The 20,536-nt window shown below is 40.3% G+C and carries 11 protein-coding genes; all 11 read right to left on the reverse strand.

Annotated elements, in window-relative coordinates; genetic code table 11:
• Positions 1-508: 508 nt before the first annotated feature.
• The 11 genes from BMY50_RS17985 to galB all read right to left on the reverse strand — a co-directional run bounded on the left by BMY50_RS17985 (position 509) and on the right by galB (position 20,526).
• The gene (locus tag BMY50_RS17985; protein WP_093327109.1) at positions 509-2,704 is read right to left on the reverse strand and encodes an alpha-L-rhamnosidase-related protein; all 2,196 of its coding nucleotides are present in this window, start codon (positions 2,702-2,704) and stop codon (positions 509-511) included.
• Between the two features lie 574 nt (positions 2,705-3,278).
• Complete coding sequence (locus tag BMY50_RS17990) at positions 3,279-4,859, reverse strand: sodium:solute symporter family transporter (protein WP_093327111.1); 1,581 nt, start codon at positions 4,857-4,859, stop codon at positions 3,279-3,281.
• 16 nt (positions 4,860-4,875) lie between these two features.
• Positions 4,876-5,949, reverse strand: coding sequence for a Gfo/Idh/MocA family protein (locus BMY50_RS17995; RefSeq protein ID WP_093327112.1), 1,074 nt, complete (start codon positions 5,947-5,949; stop codon positions 4,876-4,878).
• A gap of 275 nt (positions 5,950-6,224) precedes the next feature.
• Positions 6,225-6,926, reverse strand: coding sequence for an L-rhamnose mutarotase (locus BMY50_RS18000; protein ID WP_162276625.1), 702 nt, complete (start codon positions 6,924-6,926; stop codon positions 6,225-6,227).
• Positions 6,927-6,933: 7 nt separating this feature from the next.
• Positions 6,934-9,711, reverse strand: coding sequence for an alpha-d-galacturonidase (locus BMY50_RS18005; protein ID WP_093327115.1), 2,778 nt, complete (start codon positions 9,709-9,711; stop codon positions 6,934-6,936).
• A 31-nt stretch (positions 9,712-9,742) separates the two neighbouring features.
• Positions 9,743-11,173, reverse strand: a complete 1,431-nt coding sequence (locus BMY50_RS18010; RefSeq protein WP_093327117.1) for a RagB/SusD family nutrient uptake outer membrane protein — start codon at positions 11,171-11,173, stop codon at positions 9,743-9,745.
• 11 nt (positions 11,174-11,184) lie between these two features.
• Positions 11,185-14,349, reverse strand: coding sequence for a SusC/RagA family TonB-linked outer membrane protein (locus BMY50_RS18015; protein ID WP_093327119.1), 3,165 nt, complete (start codon positions 14,347-14,349; stop codon positions 11,185-11,187).
• Positions 14,350-14,548: 199 nt separating this feature from the next.
• On the reverse strand, positions 14,549-14,878 hold the full coding sequence (locus BMY50_RS18020) for a hypothetical protein (protein ID WP_093327121.1): 330 nt from the start codon (positions 14,876-14,878) through the stop codon (positions 14,549-14,551).
• Between the two features lie 191 nt (positions 14,879-15,069).
• Positions 15,070-16,953, reverse strand: a complete 1,884-nt coding sequence (locus BMY50_RS18025) for a right-handed parallel beta-helix repeat-containing protein (protein ID WP_238383809.1) — start codon at positions 16,951-16,953, stop codon at positions 15,070-15,072.
• Positions 16,954-16,974: 21 nt separating this feature from the next.
• The gene (locus tag BMY50_RS18030; protein WP_093327123.1) at positions 16,975-18,003 is read right to left on the reverse strand and encodes a GntR family transcriptional regulator; all 1,029 of its coding nucleotides are present in this window, start codon (positions 18,001-18,003) and stop codon (positions 16,975-16,977) included.
• A 96-nt stretch (positions 18,004-18,099) separates the two neighbouring features.
• A complete protein-coding gene (galB, locus tag BMY50_RS18035; protein WP_093327125.1) occupies positions 18,100-20,526 on the reverse strand; it encodes a beta-galactosidase GalB in 2,427 nt (808 codons plus the stop codon).
• Positions 20,527-20,536: the final 10 nt, after the last annotated feature.

Raw genomic sequence — 20,536 nt, forward strand, 5'->3', positions numbered from 1 at the left:
CCTTTAGATCGTTTGTAAAGGTTTTTGGCCTGCTAAAAACAGTGATCTCTTGCTGACTACTTCCCAAGCAGCAAACTATCGAATCCTTCGATACATCTACGCCAACACAATGTTTAGTTGTTTTCATGATAAAATGGGTTAATGAGACAGCAAAAGCTTCCATCATCTTTTCTCGCATTTATACGGGATGCCAAAGCTCCCTAAGTACTGTTCAGACTCGGAGAAGCATTAGGAGATGGTGAATGATTCTTTTTTCGGGATATTACCTTCAACTCCCTGAAACAAAATATTTCTTCCCTTCTCCTCTTGCTATTTCTCCAGAAACTTAATGATTTCCAAACATACGAGAAACAAAAAGCTCGTCGCTTCAAAATTTACAGGAACGGTAGTGCTTCCCAGTGCTAGCTATAAATTTTGGATGCGACATTCTCGAAAACCAACGGTTCGTGTCTCTAACTTAACGAAGCCATAATATCTATATTTATCGACTTATAGCCTAAAGTGGCCTTTATTGTGTGTGATAACTAATCGTATAATCGGTATTACTTAGAATTTCAATTTCATACAGCCCTTTACTTTTCTCAACTGCGTTCACACCTTTGCCTTTTGGTACCTTAGCACTTCTTATTCTAAGGGTGCCTTTTCCTGTGCCGGCCTTTACTTTTATTTCTTTTTTACTACAATAAAGGGCGATATCACCGTGAGGAGTTGGAACTTTCCCTTCCATCCACTCCAATCCGCCTAAGTTTGGTTCAATAAGGTAGGTTTGGTACCCAGGGGAAGTGGGCTTAACCCCGAGGTAGTATTTTCCTAAAAGATAAATAGGACTGGCTCCCCAGGCATGGCAAAGGCTTTTGCCAAAGGGTCTACCGTACATGGCATAATGGGCTGCTCCTGTTTTATCAGGATTATATTCTTCCCAAAAAGAAGTAGCTCCTAAACGCAACATACCTCCCCAATAATCTTTCATTTCCTTTAACACATATGCTTGCTCTCCCATAGCGCACAGCGCTTCCAGCTCATAAAAACGCATATAAGGTGTCGTTATTTTCGGAACCTGCTTGTTTAAAAGCACCTGATTTTTAACGCCTTCTTTTTTCTTCGCATCTAAGTAATCAAAAAAGATTGCAAACATGTTGGTATAACGTGTCACATGATCTGTTGGTTTACCATCTATTCTACTGTGAACGAAAGCTTGCTTTTGTTCATTCCAATAAATTTCTGTTATTTTTTGCTTCAGTTGTGCAGCCTCTTGCTTATAGAGCTCGGTCGCTTTCGTATCTCCTGCAATGTCCGCACATAAGGCCATTGTTTCTAAACTCCGACAAAATAAAAGTTGCTCAAAACTTACTTCTCCCTTTTTGCTTAAACCGTCTGCCCAATCAATAAATACCCAATCGCCGGCCATACCTTGTAAAAGACCATCTTTATTTCGTCTTCCCAAGCAGTAATCCATCAGGCTTTGCATACGTGGATAAAATTGCTGAATAAACTGCTTGTCGCCCGTATACAAATAGTAATCATAGATTCCCAAAAACCAATAGAAGGTGTAATCCATAATGGTATTGATATGACTACTAACAGGTTCTTTTCCTCTAAGCGCTAAGGTGGTTCGTTTAACAGACGGACTATCAAAAAACAGATAGTAGTTCATCAGATAGCTCTGATAAGCATCGCCCGACCATATCCAACGGTCGCGTTTGATTCCATCTATAAAAAACTCTCTGGTCGTTAATTCCATGGTATATTTACCCACCTCCCATATGCGATTGAGTTCTTCATCGGACGAGCGGAAACTGCCCTTTACCTCCAACGGCAAATATTCATATAGCATTGAAATGGAATCAACTTGCGCCCCTTCGGCCGGTTCTACATATACATATCGAAATGCTTTTGATAAATTAATCGTCGAATCCCGATTACTATTGTTTATTCTTATCCGATCGAGGGTTTCACAAGTTTTTGTCGCTAAAGCCTCTTCTTCCGATTCCCCATAATATAAAGATATCGTCCCATCTCCTTTAAGACCGTGCAGTTTTACAAAACCAAATGTCTCTTTGCCGAAATCCACCAGAAAGCCTTTATCTTTTTTAGCACGCGAAACCGCATATTGGGGCGTGGTTGCTAAATGGAACTGAGATGGTTTCGTATCCGGTGCATTAAAATTCCACGAACCTGCATGTAGCCAGGTAGTGCCCGATTGATCAGAAGCCTTACCGGTTTCATCGATCCACTCTTTATCTTCATTCGTAACCAACCAAGTACTATCTGAAATGATTGTTTTTCCCTGCACATAGATCGCTGGCACCTTGCCCTGGGCGTGTACTTTAAGATTTAACTTATGCTCACCTGCGGGTATATGTATAGTCTTGGGATAGCCTTCTATCATCTTACCATCTAGCTTTACATTATATTGTCCTTCTGCTAAGATCATTACCTCTTCGGCTTCTTCCAGGTTAAAAACTTTATGAAAATCAATCAAGACATAAGGATTATCCATCCGCCAAAAGGGCGGAAAGAAAGTAGCTCGTTCCGTACGCCTATTTTGCATTTGATTACTGAGCCATATTTCAAAATCTCCCGGATACCAGATCCAAGTAGCTTTTTTTTGAGCAAACGTAAATGTGGTTGAATGAATCAATAATAGCATTGGAATAACCCGACGAAGCAATCGGATATAGTTTTTGAGGCGATATATAGACATAATTTATAACCGTTAGTGGCTTCAAAGATAAAATTCTCCAAGCTTCTATGAATGTAAGATGTTAACAAGCTTTTGTAGTATATTAGCTAGTAAAATAGAACGTTTGTTTTATCAAGATATTCTTCCCGCTAACGCGGGAGGGTGTTTTTCTTTTTTTTCATCATGCAATTTTTCTTTTATAGGCATTCAAGCTTTCCCTTTCAGGGAAGGTTTCTTAACAAAAAAAGAAACAAAAAAGTCAAGGCTACACAGACTTCGCTAAAAATGGTTTCCCCAACTTGTTCCATGAAGCCGTTTCGCTACGCTTCACTTGTCATAGAACTAATCTCGCGCATTGAAACCATTTTCTCACGCTCATGCTGTGAGGCCGTCCAACCCTACGCTCGGGAGCCCCGTTTGACGGCCGTTGGCATGCTACAACTTCGTTTATTTCTGCTCGCAACTGCTCTCCGTTCTGCCTAAAACCCGCCTTAGTCAGCTGCGACTTGCAGGAAGATGCACTGGCTTTGTAGCAGCTGTCTACAGCGGGAGTCTTTGCTACTTTCTTCGGAAGAAAGTAGATGAAATAACACCACTAATGCCCACTAAAAATAATATAAAGCAACAACATAACTACAATTAATAATCCCCATGCCCACCGTACACGCATGGTCGGTTTTACAGCTAGATACGGAATATCGGGCAGGTTCTCTTTATTTCTTGTAAACACTGAAACGACCACGGCAAAAATCAATAACAACAAAAAAATGAAAAAAGATAACAACAAGTAATGTGGCCAGATCGGATACTTATCTGGGGTGAATATCCAAAGATAACAGACCCCTACCCCCAAACTAAAGGCCGATCCTAGGGAAAGAACAAGGTTTACCGCCCGTCTACTGGTTCCTTTCCAAAAGACGGTTAAAAGGAATATAACAGATAAGGGGGGCGCAATAAACCCGAGTACCGACTGAAATACATCAAATAAGTTCAAGCCTTTAATCTGATCGATTGCTATGGCCGTCATAATGGCAAATAAACAGCCTACAAAAATCGTCAGCCTACCAATATGTAATATCTGCCGGGCATTCGCTTTCGGATTAATCCTTTTAACATAGATGTCCATGGTAAAAACAGTACTTAAGGAATTTAATGAAGATCCGATGGTACCCACTAAAACAGCAATCAGCACAACGATAACCAATCCGTTCAATCCTGTCGGAAAAAGATTGGTTACCATTGTCATATATGCTTCAGAGGGGTCTTTAAGATTCGGGTACAGTATAGCGCATAAAACCCCCGTAAGGATAAAGAGCGGCAAGGACAATATTTTTAACCAAGCGATGAAATTCACGCCTAATTGCCCTTGTTCAAGATTTTTAGCACCCAATACCGATTGTACCATAGCTTGATCGGTGCAGAAAAAAGCGATGGCCGCCACGGGATATCCTAATAAGATAGCGTACCAAGGATAATCGGGGTCAGATGCCGGGCGTATCAGATTCCAGTAGTCACTTGGTACCGCATGGTATACGGCTGAAGGTCCGCCCGCCTTTGCCAGACCTAAAATACTAAGAAAGCAGGAAACCGCGATCAGCAATAACATTTGAAAAATATTGATCCGTGCGATTGTTTTTAGTCCACCGACATACGTGAAAAAAGCAGCAAAAAACACCAAGACGATGACCGACTGCCACATGGGTATACCTAAAACCTGACGAATTAAAAAACCGCCTGCAAAAAGCCCCAAAGAAAGCCAGGATATCAACATTTTAATCAACGAATACCAAGCCAATATAGTGCGGGTGGTATCGCCATACCGTTTCCCCATAAACTCTGGAAGTGTCATCACCTGAGCAGATAAGTACCGAGGAGCAAACACAATGGCCAGCAATAATAGAAAAACAAAAGCATACCAATCGAAATTGACGGCCACAATACCCGTTGTATAGCCGATGCTGGCAAATGCCAGCAACATAGAGGGGCCCACATTCGTGGCCCACATGTTAAACCCTATGCTCGCCCAGCCGAGTGATTTGTTAGCAAGAAATAAGGGTTCATCCTGTTGTTTTTTACTAAAAATGCTCGAGCGAAGTCCTATGAAGATTAATAATAGTAGATAACCTACTATAATACCATAATCGAGCAGGGTTAATTTTGATGCAATATTTTCCATTCTACTTATTTGCGACCTACAAGGAAATACCTAAACTATATTCTTCATATAAATCTCTCAATTTAACTGGTTGACCAGTTTTAAGTGATCGATCCATCGCCTGCAACAATACCACGGTCCCAATGCCTTCGGCAATATCGGGGTAAGCAGTATTTCCTTGCGCAAGGCTATCTGCAAAATATTCTAAGTAGTTTTGGTATTCCCCGGCATGGTGGCTTTTTCCCTCAAAACGAAAATAATGCTTTAACTTATGCTCCCAGGTAATAATTTGCTCTTCACCAGCGCTGGTAGTGATGGCATAACGCAAATCCATATAATCAGCTTGACTGCATCCTTCTGTACCTCTAAGGATGCAACTCATTTCACTATCACGCATTACAGGTTGTACAGGACCTGTATAAGCACCACTAACACGTGCAATACGTCCGTCCTTTGCTTTGAAAATAAAGTGCATGGTATCTTCATGTTTCAAGCCGCCTTGTTTCCCATTGCTACTTAACATACCATAGCCCATTACCTCTTCAATATTAGGCAAGTACCACCGGATAAAATCTACCGGGTGACTTAACCCACCATATAACCATTTGAAGTTATTCTCGAGCGACCAGGGCTTATCTAAAAACCAGCGATGATCTGCATGGTAATAGCCTTCAATAGTAATTAATTCACCGATAAGCCCTTTCTCAAAATCAGCTCTTTGTCTTTTCATGGGCTCGAAAAAACGAGAACTCTGCCCTACCAAAACTTTCTTTCCGCTTCTCTTAGCTAATGACAGTAAGGTGTTCGCATCTTTTAAATCATCAATAAATGGTTTAGTACAAACCACATGTTTACCATGCTCCAAGGCGAGTTTTACATGCGTTGCGTGCAGCTTATCGGGCGTATAGATAGCAATGGCATCAATGTCTTGATCGTCTAATAATTCTTGGTACTTCGTTGTATAAGCATGGAAATTAAATTCCTCCGCTCTTTTCTTGCACACCTCTTCATTGAGATCACATATTTTCTTTAGTTCAATCTTCGAACTGTTCAGCGCGGCAGACATTGTACTCCTGCCCTCGCCTAATCCTAAAATTCCTAGTTTTAACATTTTTGTTATTGGTTATTTGTTGTTTGTTATTCGTTATTTGTTGCTAGTTGCCAGTGTCAAGACGTAAGTATCAAGTAATAAGACATAAGTATAAAGATATATTCGACAACTTAAATACCTAGCTAATAATCAACTATTTAACCTTTTAACAATTCATATAATTGACAACTCAACATTGCCCAATTGGCTAATTCACTAATTGGCTAATGTAACTACTCTTCTACTCCACTATTTCTCTACTTAACTACTTAACCACTTATCTATTCATTCATCATTTATAATTCATCATTCATCATTTCAAAAAACACCCAAGTTTCGCCTTCATCCGTTCCGGGAAGACCCTCTTGATAGGTGGCCATCAACTTATTCCATACTACAACTTTTGGATTATTTTCTATTGTTTTTGCGTCTAGTTCCTTAAAGTTGGCGCCTTTGGGGATATTGATAACCAATAATAGTTGTCTTCCATTTTTGTATACCAGCACTTGCTGAAATTGTGCTTTGCAGAAACCTTGAGATACCTCAGGCCATTGCTCAAATTGATCTTTGTGATAGATGAGGTATTCCTGCTGTAGTTCCTCATTCTTCACCAAATTGGCCGATAAAAGGATATGGTCAGTCTCTTCTGAAGATACATCATCACGTGTACAATGACTTCGGTCAAAAGCATAAAAGGGATGGTCTAGCTTTTGCACTTCATACTGTGGGTATTTTTGCAAACAAGCTTGATAAATGCGTTCCGTGCCTTCCTTTGTTCCGTAAAAGACGTAATAGTTCTTCCACCTATAAACAGGAGCTGTCTCAGCATCGGCAATACCGGCCAGTTGATAGATAAGCGCTTCATCTAATAAGGAAGAATCTTTTGCTATAACCTGGACTAAACATTGGCTGTTTGCTATTTGTACTCCTCCGCTCTGACAAGCACTCAAAGCAAGTAATAACAGTAAATAGCTCGAACCTATAAATCGTATCATCATGCTGTACCTATTCAAATAACCAATCAATATTTTTCTCTTCAGGAGGAACTCCAATACCCGCATCGTAATTTTTAAATGACTGTTTCCCGTCTATAAACCCAAGTAATAAACACTTTCCTTTGGGAATGGTTAATCGATGTTCCCCCTTTTCAAATGCATATGCGTGAATATGAACATTCGGATGATTCTCTAATTGCAAGGCATTCGCAATAAAAACATCCGATTGACCAAAATCATTGGCGCTCGCATCATGCTCTAGATCTGGCTCTGGTGCGTAAAGTTTGTCTTTTTTCTCCGCACCAAAAGCAGCTTCTTTTTCTTTGAAAAACCCGACTAACAATCTTACAGGTCGATCTGTAGTAAAATGTAGGAGGCTTCCTTCCTTCAATTGTTTTTCTCCATTTACCTTTATTCCCTTTAAGCCTATTAAATCTCCAGCTAAACCATTAATTTTTTCATGTTGATTAATAAAGGGTTCAGCATCCATCGCTAAGCTATAATAACCATTAGAAGATTCAAGTTTCACGGTCGCTGCTTTCAATGGTATAATTGCTGTATTTGACTTGATCGGACTGTGTTGCAATGAATCTATTTTCTTTTTAAAATGATCTAGCTCTTGCTCATATAGCGGCAATAACTCATTCCATTTTTTATAGTTGCCATCTATTCCTCTTATTGGGATTTTCCGCTGCTTTGTCTGCATGCTATTCGCATATAGATAGGTGCTTTCAGTTAGTTCCGTCAGTCTGCGAAAATGATTGACGCTACTTTCCAAATAAGGTAGAGCCTTTAACAAGTCGGCCATATCGTTTGAGTACTTATACTTTAGCACACAAACTGCTGCATGTGCCTTTTGCGCATAGAATTTCGCTAATGCATCATAACAATAAACATCATTTTTTATCCGATTAAACTCATCTTCATCCTTTTTAACTTTTATTTCCTGAATAGCCTTAACCGCTTTCTCTCCATGTTCAACTACCTCTTTGGCAACCTGAATGGGGGTTTCGCCTATGTGTGCTTCATTTTCCCACTCCTTTTTGGCATATTCAATGATCATCTCTCCTTCGGGCGCTTCAGATTCGTAGAGCATAGTAAACAAACTATACCGATAAGGGTTGATAAGTTGTGTCATAAACATCCCTAAACTCAAGGTTTGCCGATTACCATCTGTAATGCCATAACGGCGTAAAAGTTTGGGTGCTATCTCCCCCATCTCTTCATAAGCGTTTAGCATCTTTTCCCCGCTCTCGGTACTTGTTCCAAACTTATCAGCGAGTAAGGCAGACCAATAATTTTCCTCATCGGTCTTCTTGCGATCAGCCTTCCAAGCATACCGAGCCCAGGCTTTGTACCACATCCAATCGCGGTCGACTTGCAGCAAACGTTGACTCCCTCCTTTATCGAGTTGATCTGCTGTATAAGGCCAATCCCAGTAAGAGGCCTGCGGATATAAATGAAGACCGTTCGAATGATAAACGTCATGCATAGCGCGTACGCTCTTTTGAATAAAGTCGGGTGAGCTGTATCGAAAGGGTTCTAGGTTGGCCAAAATATGCACATTTTGTATATGAACAGGAGCTGCATCACTCAACGTACGATGGAGTGCTGCCCATTTCCCTCTCGGTGTATAGGTTGTTAAAGCCTCCCCATTGTATTTCGCCATGGTATATAAATTTTTATATAAAGGCAAGGCCGCTTTCATCACCGCCGGTGCATCGGTATCATGCGCTCTTAACACAATAGGAGGTTCGCTTGTCACACTGGTCTTTTTCAAACCCTCTTGCACCCCTGGAATAATGGTTTTTGTAAACCAATCAATATCATCTTGACCTACCCCCTCCATCGCCTCTCCAAGGGTTATAAGCAATCCTACATTAGGATATTTCTCTACAAATGCCGCAATAGACTTACGGGTGTAATCTGCAATTATTGGTAATATAGGTCGATTACGATCTTGTGTTGCTAAGCCATGTTTTTCAGCAAAAGGTTTAGATATAATGATATTATAAAACATCTGAATAATCCAGATACCGCGTTTATCTGCTTCTTCAGTAACAAATCGAAACATTTCCTCGTTCTTTTTAAATGTTTCCTCATCAACCTCTACCGCATATGGATAGTCTTTCAAACGTACCAGTGAAGCAAATGGGTGGCCATTCCACAAATAAAGCGAGTTGTAACGATTCTCAAGCAGCATATCTAAATAGGTTATCCACTGCTTCTTGTCATAAAGCCAAGGAAATTCTTCAGGTGTATAAGGGTACTCGTAAACCGTCCTACCAGGCAAATAATGCGTTTTCTGGATTCCTATGGCTGTACCTCGCAATACCATTTCGGGATGATCACTGTATTGGAGTGTATTGGGAATTTCTTTTTCTTGTCGACACTTTTCCACTAAAGCCAGGCAACCATAAAGCAATCCGGTATCATCCGATGCTACCAAGAAATTCTTCGCCTGTGCACCCAGTTGAATAATATAGCCTTCCTTTGGTATAATAGGGAGTCTACTTCTAGCCGAATTGAGTAGTGAATCCCCAATTTTCCCTATTACTAATTGATAAGAGGATGTATCGATAAGTTTATTCGCCCTTCCAATTTTCACCTGATAACCGAGTGATCTAAATGTGTTTGCCAAGCTATCTACGCCGAACGCTACACGGGGCCGCACGTCGTTCGGTATAACGATATTTACTGTTTTTAAATTCGCATAAACAAAAGATGCTGGTCCGAAAACAAAGAACCAGCTACCAATTATTAAAAGTGTAATACGTTTACATCTCATCGAACAATTCTTTTATTAACATATTTTTAATCTATAAGCCTTGATAAGCCGTATTTTGAGTGATCGCGGGATTTTGTTGAATGACGATCTGTGGAATAGGTAATACCGTCTGATTTTCATTCTTTATTGGCTTTGTTTTCCCTACTACTTCCATAGCCCTTTTCGTTCTTTTAAGATCAAAAAAGCGGTGAAACTCTAGTGCCAGCTCTACCCTTCTTTCGTGTTCAATCGCCAAAGCCAAAGTTCCATATTGGTTGCTCGGATATTCATTACTTCCATATAAGGGTAAATTTACCCGTGTTCTTACTTCATTGAGATAACGTGGGTCGTCTGTTGCTTCCGCTAACATTAATAACACATCTGCATATCGCAATACCATAAAATTATTGTTACTTAATTCTTCTCCGCTAGGTGCTGGAGCTTCTTTATCCACCCATTTATTCTGAAATTTAATAGGGATGAATGTACCTTCTTTGTTCGTATAACCCAAAGAAACTGTCTGCTCTCTTCTCACATCTCCTACTTCGAACTCCTCATATAGATTATCGGTTACCTGGTTCATTCCACCCCCATAAAGAGTGAGTACAAAGTTTTCTGTTGGTGCATATTCGCGCCAATATTTACTGAAAGGTAATGTCGGACTACCTCCTTGGTACTGGATTTCAAATATGGATTCTGCTGTATTTTTCACATTAGCACCCCACAGAGCGGTGTATGGTGCCACTAAATTATACTTTCCATAAACTTGAAGTAAGGCTTCCGCTGCTTCTGCTTTTTTATTAGTTGTCAAATAAACCTTACCTAAAAGGCTCAATGCAGCATATTTGGATGCTTTCCCTGGTACGGAGAGATCCGTTGGAAGAGGCAAATTGGTGGCGGCATATTGCAAATCTTCTTCAATCAGTTGATATATTGCTGCTTCCGGAGAACGAAGCACGCTATAACTTTCTTCTGCGGTAAGCGGCTTGGTAACCAGCGGTAAGTCGCCCCACATCTGTACCATATTAAAATAATAGAGCGCCCTCAAAAAACGCATTTGCGCGATCACACTCGTTTTAAATTCTTCATTTAATTCCGCTCCTGTTATACGATCGAGCACAATATTTACATTAAAAATAGCTTTATAACATTCCTGCCAAAAACGATAGACCTCTGTGTTGGAAGGTTTGAGATTGTAGTCTTTAAAGGCCCAGCGATCAGACTGGATACCGGCCACATTGTAAAGCGTTGCGTTATCCGACATCTGTTCTGAAAAATAGGAAACACCACTAGCAGGACCATAAAAGATATAGAGCGAGGCGTAGGCAGCGTTTACTGCTAAATCAAAATCTTCAACCGTTTTATAAAAGTTAGATTCGTTGGAATTTGATATGGGCGCCAAATCCAAAAAAGATTTACCACAACCGTTAACAAGCACTAATAGTGGTAATAAGATTATGTATTGAAAGCTGATTCTTTTCATTTCTCAAGTTTTTAAAAATCGATTTTTGCTCCAAAAGTGATGACTCTAGGTAAGGGGTATGAACCGTAGTCTACCCCAATAAAGGCGCCCGTTGGCACGCTAACAGAAGCAGTTGCGGTAGGCGTAGCATTGGAAAATATATTGCTGTAAGAGGTCGACTGATAAGTAGTATTTTCTGGATCGTAATTTTTATATTTACTCCATAGGTAAACATTTTCTGCATTGGCAAATATTCGAATACCTTTAGCCGGTGTGCGCTTCACCCATTTTTGCGGTAAACTATAAGAAACGCGTATATTCTTTAACCGCACGAATGTAGCATCCTCTACCCAATAGCTGGAGAATCGCTCCTGATAGCCCTTAGGATCTACCGTGGGTTTGAAGTGCCAGCCATCGCCAGGGTCATTTTCTGACTTCCAATAGTTGGCAACATCCGCATAAGCATTGCGCCCGGCATTCCATATACCGTTAAAACGAGTCAGTTGATTCGTTATCTCTCCGCCGAACGATCCTTGAAACAAAAAGGACAGTTCTACCCCCTTAAATTGAAAAGTGTTATTTAACCCGATAATGAAATTGGGTTGATTATTTCCGATAATAGTGCGGTCCGCTTCGGTTATTTTGCCGTCGCCATCTACATCTTTAATTTTAGGATCTCCAGGCTTAGTAAAGCCGTCGCCGTTTGCAGGACTTGCATCGATTTCAGCTTGATTTCTGTATGCACCCTCATAAACATACCCGAAAAAGTTAGAGATCGGCTGTCCTACTTCTGTCTTTACCTGCACGACATAATCGGTATAAACTAACGGCGCATTGCCTGGCCCTAACTGTAGTACCTTATTACGGTTGAGTGAAAAATTAAAATCTGTTGACCATTTCAGTGATCCATTGGTATTCCGACTGTTTAAGTTAAACTCAAAACCTTGGTTTCTCAATTTTCCAACATTGCTGAGCTGCGTAGCAAAACCGGTTATATCCGGCACAGGAACATTCAATAAAAGATCATTGGTAACGGAGTGATAATATTCAGCACTCATCCGAATACGATCACTGAACAAGCCCATATCAATTCCTACATTGAGCATATTGGTACGTTCCCATCTCAGATCAGCATTGGCAATATTGGTGATAATTAAACCGGTAGCTAAATCACTACCGTAAACATAATTGGAAGCACCTAGCAGCCCAATCGGCCCGTAATTCGGTATTTGATTGTTACCAGTTGCACCGTAACTCACACGTAATTTCAAATTATTAATTGCTTTAGGATGAAAGAAGTCTTCATCAGAAATCACCCAACCACCTGAAACAGACGGGAAATAACCATATCGATTATTGGCACCAAACCGAGAGCTTCCATCCCTGCGCAATACAGCCGACAAAAAGTATTTGTTTTTATAATTATAGTTAACGCGACCAAGGTAAGAAATCATCGCCCATTCATAGGCTAACGAAGTACCTCCATTCACTGTTCCGGCATTTAAGGTTGGAACTAAATTATTTGGAAAATTACCAGCAGAAAGTGCCTGATATTCATCTCTTTGCTTTTGCACCGTGTACCCGAGCAAAGCATCTAGGTTATGGTCTCCAAATTGCCGGGAGAAATTCAGGGTGTTCTCGGACAACCAATTTAACATAAACCTAGAATTAGCATTACCCTGTGCCGGTAATGCAGAAGAGTATCCATATTTCTGGTCTTTATTCCAGAACATCTCAAAACGTGTGTTAAGAAGATTTGCGTTAATACTCGTCTTAAACTTCAACCCCTCTAAGAATTCATATTCAGCGAAAGCCGTACCTAAGGTGTTGAAAGATTTATTCTGTTTATGCAATTCCCTCGTCAGCGAATAAGGATGCCACAGTTGTAAATCAGAATACCGTGCAAAACGATACCATTCTGAATTGGGGTCTTTGAATCCTAAGTTGCCATTTTCATTGTAAATAGGAAAAATAGGTGCACTCTGTAAACCCAAACTGATGACGTCACTTTTACCTTCCGTTCCTTCTGTACGGTCGTACACCCCCGTAACACCTAAATTAAGTCCTACTGCAAATTTTTCAGAGACTTGCTGTCTAATATTAGATCGTAAGGTAAGCCGCTTAAGATAATTTTGATCGAGTACTGCTTCCTGATCCAGGTAGTTACCCGAAAATAGAAATTGGGTCTTTTCTGTTCCACCAGATACCGACAGCTGCGCATTATGTGAAGGGGCTGTTCTAAACATCACCTCTTGCCAATCTGTACCATTTCCTAAGGCAGCACGTCTAGCGGGATCGGTAAAATCTTCTGGAATTCGGAAAGGGCCCGTCCGAACACTATTTGGATCGCTCGCGCTGCGGCCTTCTCCAGAGTTTATCCAACCATTATTATGTGCATCTACATAATACTGTATATATTGCTGCGCATCCATTAATTCAATCGGGCGGGTTACTTTTTGTATCCCATACTCATAATTGAATCCCACATTTGTCGCCCCGGGTTTTCCTAATTTAGTGGTAACCAATACAACCCCATTTGCCCCACGTGAGCCATAAATAGCGGCAGAAGAGGCATCTTTAAGCACTTCAACCGATTCAATATCCTGTGGGTTGATGTTATTGAGGTTAAAATTTTCAATGGGCATACCATCTACTACATACAGGGGGTTCGTACCCGCTGTAATCGAACTGGTACCCCTTATTCTAACATTAGGTGATTGGCCTGGCGCCCCTTGCGACTGCGTTATGTTAACGCCGGCAAGCTGGCCAGCTAGTGATTGCGCTACATTGCTAAAGGAGCGATCTTGAAATTTTTCATGGTTGATGGAGGCTACTGCGCCTGTAATGGCTCGTTTACTTTGTGTACCGTAACCTACTACCACCACTTCATCCAGATGTTGTTCACTTGCAACAAGGGCAATATTAATAGAAGAGGTAGTTTGACTTAACGGTAACTCCCGACTTTCGTAGCCGATGGACGAAAAAGTAAGAGCGTTGGTGTTTACAGGTATCTCTATAAGAAAATGGCCCTCACCATCTGTCACTGTACTCTTGGTTCCATCTTTTGTTTTGATTCCTACGCCAGGAAGGGGTACCTTACTTTGGGAGTCAACAACGATTCCTTTTATGGAACGACTTTGACAATAAGCAATTTCAACGCAAAGCCAAAGGCTCAGAAATAATACAGTTAACTTCATTGAATCAGGTTTATAAATTAATAAAGGGAATTCAAAGCCCAAATATTGGTTTAATTGTCAAATCTACATTTTAGATACAATGAAGTTTTATAGCATATTTCCCTGCTTTTGTAGGATTTTATCCTTAATTAATGTTCGATACTTTACCGTACCCGCGTTTGGCATGCGATAAGTTGGTTCTATTAAAAGAAAGTTTTATTTATACGCTGATCGCGCATATTCTTCTACTTTGTCCGCAACAAAGTAGAGCAAAGTGCCTGGCTGTCTTGCTCCGTTGCAATCCGTGGCTGTCATGCCGGACGCAAAAGAAGCACTCTCCCCGCATGGCCAAGCTTCGTTCGTCTTTTACTCTTATTTCGTAAGCTTCGCTCAAAAAAATGTAGGTAGGCATATCAGCTGCCGATTGCTGCCTATACAAGCCCATGCCATTTTCGTTCTTCGGGACGTCTGTGTTTACTTGCAACAGCTCTCCGTTTCGCTTAAAAACCGCCTTGGCTGATTGCGGTTTGCAGGTGGAGGCACTACCCATTGTAGCAAACAGGCACAGCGGGAGCTTTATTCACCAGTGTCTATTTTTTTCAATGGCGTTCATGAGAACGCTTCGCTTAGTTTTTTGTTACTTTTTTTCGCGGTAAAAAAAGTAAAGCCATGTCGCGGCAGGCGACGGAAGGCCATTGTGCCTTAGGCGGCAAAAAATCCATCCAATAGCCCCTTTATCTTTTACAACATCTCTAAGAGATGGATATACTTTTCTTCCAACCCTGCTTTTTCTTTAATCTCTTCAGACACCATTGGTCCATTATTCTCCCATAAGTTATTAGGCCCATTGGCGTTCTGCAAAAATTTCTCTTTCGGACACCAATTATTTTTAACAGTAAAATAAGCAGAGCCTTCATCCGTATAGAGGTAGAACCAGTGTTCGGGCAGATGTGCATAGGGTGCAGTGTAAATACTGTCTATATAATTCCCCTCTATTAAAGAACCTGGTTGTGCCGACAAGGTATAAACCCCAGCTACATCATTCATATGTTTAGCGTAATGATGAATTTTGTTAGCTATCACCTTATTGTTCGCCATTACATTTACAGTAGGTGTCCAGCCCCAACCCAAGCTAATACCAGTATAAGAAATTTCACTTATTTCATTATTTCTGATAGTCGTATTAGCTACGTACCCAACCCCAATCCCCACGCAACCCCAATCGTCATTCGTAACATTGTTAATTAGATTATTTTCAATAATATTATCTGTCGCTAAGTCACGCTTATCACTAAGATGATACGGTAAATGCGTTTCGAATGGTTCGTCAGAAAAGACACCCAACAGCACACCAGATCCACCTATATCCTTAAATAAATTCCCCTTTATCTCATTATATTGAACCCCTCGGTGATAATCTAGGCCTGTAGAAGCCAAATGTTCAAAGCGGCAATTCTGGAATGAGGTATATTGCGCATAAGAAACGGTAATCGCGGCCGGAGGTCTCCCAATCCAGGCCTGATTTTCTAATCCTTTTTTGTCGGCTGTACCCGGAACTTTTAATTTATAAGCATCCAGCAAATACATACCTGCTTGCAAAGCTATATGCCCCTTTTTACTCGGACGAAGCCAAGTACTATGGCTCCATGATATCCCTTTAATATGCACGTGCTGCACAGGACGATCAATCGTTCCTTCTATACGAAGTAATGTTTCTAGTTGGGGTATCACCACAGACACTTTATTCAGGTCTTCTCCAGCCTTCGGCCAGTAATAAATTTTTCTTTGTAGCTTGTCTAAATACCATTCACCGGGTTCATCTAAAAATTGAAGTGCGTTGGTGAGGTAAAATGCTGAATTACCTGTTTCCTTTGACTGCCACGGAGCGGGCCAGGGATGTTCCGATTGTAGCTTACTCTCCGGTTGCAAAAAAGAAAGTTGTACACTATCGCCTGCCACCTCCGCATTCTTTACTCTTAGTGTTGCAACAGCCCACCATTGATGAATATAAAACTCCATACCAGGTCGCCATTTAAATTGTTTCATTTTGGGCTTGGGAATCCAGCACGTTTGCTTTTGATGATTCCAAGATAAAATACGCTCCATCATGCTACCTGTTGTACTTTTAGCGCGGACGGCTTTTTTGTCATTCACCCACAGTTGCCTAAAATCCAAAACCTCATCACCAATAAGTGGGGCATCAATCATCCAAACCTTTCCCTTAGCAGCAGCCGACAAATCGGCCGTTTGAGCATCTGCTTTCTGCCAATTATTTTTAAGTTGTATTCCTCCACTTACCACTGGGTTTGCTTTTGGTGCTGCGCTAATGATGGTGGGGCTTTCAGGGGTACCCGAATCTTCCGGTCGGATAAACACAGGTTGTTCCAACAAATAGGTACCATCCTCCACCAATATTTTAATTCCGTCGCTTATATCTTTTTCTTTTAATCTTCTTAATTCTCTTGCTTTTCTAATGGCACCTTCCAATGTCGCAAAAGGAGCCTCTTTAGTTCCCTTATTTGCATCATTTCCATGGGGAGAAACCCATAGCTCAATTGCTTTTACGGTAGAGGTAAGACTTATTATAAATAAAAGAGCTAGCATAAATTGCTTACATATCTTCATACATACAAGTATTTAAATTATTTATAAAGAACTGCGTAACTGTAAACAAAAGTCTAATGCAATATCTTGTGCCATGTTATCTTTGATAGTCTTAGCTGTTAGTTCACCCATTTGTCTATAATTGGTGCTGATGGTAGTAATTCCTCCCACCATATATTTCTTCAGTGGTGTATCGTTATAAGAAATAATACCAATATCTCTACCAATAATAAAAGATGTATCCTTTATTTTATCTAGTAAACTTACTAGATCATCATCATTAACACAGATGTATACTTCTCCTTTTTTTAGTTCAATTTTCTCAATGCTGTCTAAAACACCTCTTTCGAAAGCGTACTGTTGGCAGAAACTGTTGAAACCTCTCTTTATATCAACAGGTAAATAACTTTTTTTATGGAAAATTAGTTGTAAGGTATCATACTTACTTAAAGCTGACAATGCCTGTTCTAAAGCTTTATAAATATCTCCTTCAAAATCTTCATATATAGTTGTATGATTACCTTTAACTCGTTTTAGACGTTTATCTAATATAACTAGTTTTTCTTTTGGCAATGTATCAATCAAGGCTTCTGCTTCTTCTTCATTATCGATAAAATGCGGTAATATTACATAGTGCGTATAATCTTGCCTTTTATTCAGTAAACGCTTAAATAAATAAAAATCATTGTTGTAAACATAAAAATCAATTGGAATATCAGTACCAAGATCTTCTATAAAACGTTGATAAAATAGATTTTTTCCATCACTAATTTTATTTACAAGCAGACAAATACGTAGCGGATTATTTATTTCGGTAGTGGATATAAAATGACCCTTTCCGGGTACCGCTTTTAGGATTCCTAAGTATCGCAAATATTTATATCCCCTGTCGGCCGTTTCTCTCGAAATCTCTAGGTGATTAGTCAACTCATTCAAAGAAGGTAATAGATTGTTTTGTTGAAACTTCCCCTGTTTGATGGCACTTAAAATGGCATATGCTAATTGCAGGTATTTCGGCGTTGACGAATAGCTATCAACGTGTACGTGGTCGAAAAAAAAGCTGTTATTCATATTATATCAGTTGTTAATTGTTAGTTGTTAGTTCTGAGTCCCACAACGCTTAGCTCACAACCCGCAATTCAAAATTCACTCATAACTTATCGTTCATCACTCATCATTCACTACCGCCAGCTTCAACGCTGCTCCTTCCAAACCTTTGGCACTTACTTTTAAGACAATTTCTCCTGCTATATCTTTCGCTTGTATAATAGCAAGGCATTTACCATTATAAGCCTGTTTACTGCTCCCTTTAAGAGACGACAAATCCGCCTGAAAGCCATTATCAACGCCAGCCAAAAAGCCGGCCCCATCGACATCGAACTTTAATTCGTTCATTGCAGTTGGCACTAGATTTCCTTGCTCATCCACAATATCAACAGTCACAAAAGCCAAGTCATCCACCCCACTCCGCATGATGCTTTTATCAACCTTTAGTTGAATCTTTTCCGGTTTCCCAGCAGTTTGAATTTCCTTTACCAACACTGTTTGCCCATTTTTTTTAGAAACGGCGTTTAATACTCCCGCTTGAAAAGGCACCTTCCAAGAAACATGCATCTCGCCATTTTTTTTCTGTTTTATCCCTAATGATTTACCATTTAAAAAGAGTTCTACTTCATCCGCTTGACTGTAATAGGCCCAGACATCCACTACTTGGCCGTCTTTCCAATTCCAATGCGGCAATAAGTGTAATACAGGTTTAGCTGTCCATTCACTTTGGTACATATAATAAACATCTTTGGGGAAACCTGCTAAATCAATAATGCCATAATAAGAACTCCTTGCCGGGTAATCATAAGGCACCGGTTCGCCCAAATAGTCAAAGCCTGTCCAAACAAATAAACCTGCTAAAAAATCACGTTCTTTAACAGCTTTCCATGCTTGTTCATGACTCGTACCCCAATAAGCCGCTACCTGATCATATGCAGAAACGGTATAATCCGAGTTTCCATTTTTGACGAATTTTTCTTTCGCGCTAGGCGGCCAAAAACGTAAGGTGTCATATCCAAGATCATAGTGCCCACGCGTTGCTAATGCAGAGGTGGTTTCTGATGCAAGTAAATTTTGATGAGGAAAATTTATCGGCAGGCTATCGTACTGTTCATATTTATAATTAAAGCCTAGCACATCTAAGGTGTTTGCCTGGGCAATAAAATTTTTTTCAAAGTGCGTCTCTGTAAGGGCAGCGGTAACCGGACGCGTGCTATCTACTTCTTTAACAATTGCCGTAAGCTCTCTTGTCAATCGGGTTCCCGTACTATCAAATTGCTCGCGTATTTCATTGCCTATACTCCACATAAATACAGAAGGGTGATTTCTATCGCGCTTCACCAGATCTTCTAAATCTTTTTTATGCCATTTTTCAAAATCCAAGGAATAATCAAACTTATTCTTTTTTTTCTGCCACATATCGAAGGCTTCATCCATCACTAAGAAACCCATACTATCACATAGATCTAAAAATTCGGGTGCTGGAGGATTGTGAGAAACACGTATAGCGTTTGCGCCCATTTCCTTCAATAGTTGCAATTGCCTTTCCATAGCCCTTTTATTAACGGCTGCGCCGAGTGCTCCTAAATCGTGATGCATACAAACGCCTAGTATTTTTTTCGGTTCTCCATTAAAAGAAAAGCCTTTTCTTGCATTGAAAGAAAAATAACGAATACCTACCGGAATGCGCTGCTCGTCCAATAATTGGTTGTTTACGAAAATCTGTGTTTTTACTTGATAGCGATAAGGATTTTCAACGCTCCATAAAATCGGTTTGGCAAGCTTTATTTGAAATGTTGCCTCTGTTAATGTATCTTGTAAAGACTGTCGATATTGCTCCTTTGCTACCAATCGGTTTTCTTGATCGTAAATAGTTATCCGAACATCCGTCGCAACTGGATGGCCGGTTAGGTTCTTAAGCGATGTAATCTGTTGCACAATCGCCTCTTCATTCGCTATTTTGGGGGTAGTCACAAAAGCACCCCAATGATCAATTGCTACCTTATTTTTAAAAACCAACCACACGTTTCGGTAAATTCCCGAGCCTGAATACCAACGGGAATTGGGTTGTTGGCTATTATCTACCCGAACAGCAATTGTATTGGCTTGTCCTTCTCTTTTTAGATAGGGTGTAAGATCATACCTGAAGGACGTATAGCCACTAGGTCGCTTTCCTAGGTAATGTCCATTTATCCAAACCTCACTATTCCTATACACGCCATCAAAATCAATGTATACTTGTTTCTCTTCATCTTTCTCCGGGAGAGAAAATGTCTTTCGATACCAGCCAACACCTCCTGGCAGCGCTCCTCCCTGGTTGGTAGCAGGATGTTCTTTCGAAAAAGCCCCTTCGATACTCCAATCATGCGGTAACGTTAGTTTTCGCCATTCTGAATCGTCAAAATCTGCCGATTTGGCATCTTGATTATCTCCTAAGCAAAACTTCCATTGATCATTAAAAAGCGTCCTACCTAGAGATTGTTCTTGTCCGTAGAGTGTAACACCAAATAGGCAGAAGAGAATACAAAATATGAGGGCTTTAAACATTTCTTGTTAT

It is taken from the genome of Olivibacter domesticus (assembly GCF_900109575.1).
GTDB classification, from domain to species: Bacteria; Bacteroidota; Bacteroidia; order Sphingobacteriales; family Sphingobacteriaceae; genus Olivibacter; species Olivibacter domesticus.

Excerpts from the sequence above, each read along its gene's own strand:
- BMY50_RS18025 (WP_238383809.1), bottom strand. The coding sequence starts at position 16,953 with ATGAAGATATGTAAGCAATTTATGCTAGCTCTTTTATTTATAATAAGT.
- BMY50_RS18020 (WP_093327121.1), bottom strand. The coding sequence starts at position 14,878 with ATGGGTAGTGCCTCCACCTGCAAACCGCAATCAGCCAAGGCGGTTTTT.
- galB (WP_093327125.1), bottom strand. The coding sequence starts at position 20,526 with ATGTTTAAAGCCCTCATATTTTGTATTCTCTTCTGCCTATTTGGTGTT.
- BMY50_RS18000 (WP_162276625.1), bottom strand. The coding sequence starts at position 6,926 with ATGATGATACGATTTATAGGTTCGAGCTATTTACTGTTATTACTTGCT.
- BMY50_RS17985 (WP_093327109.1), bottom strand. The coding sequence starts at position 2,704 with ATGTCTATATATCGCCTCAAAAACTATATCCGATTGCTTCGTCGGGTT.
- BMY50_RS18015 (WP_093327119.1), bottom strand. The coding sequence starts at position 14,349 with ATGAAGTTAACTGTATTATTTCTGAGCCTTTGGCTTTGCGTTGAAATT.
- BMY50_RS17995 (WP_093327112.1), bottom strand. The coding sequence starts at position 5,949 with ATGTTAAAACTAGGAATTTTAGGATTAGGCGAGGGCAGGAGTACAATG.
- BMY50_RS18005 (WP_093327115.1), bottom strand. The coding sequence starts at position 9,711 with ATGAGATGTAAACGTATTACACTTTTAATAATTGGTAGCTGGTTCTTT.
- BMY50_RS17990 (WP_093327111.1), bottom strand. The coding sequence starts at position 4,859 with ATGGAAAATATTGCATCAAAATTAACCCTGCTCGATTATGGTATTATA.
- BMY50_RS18010 (WP_093327117.1), bottom strand. The coding sequence starts at position 11,173 with ATGAAAAGAATCAGCTTTCAATACATAATCTTATTACCACTATTAGTG.
- BMY50_RS18030 (WP_093327123.1), bottom strand. The coding sequence starts at position 18,003 with ATGAATAACAGCTTTTTTTTCGACCACGTACACGTTGATAGCTATTCG.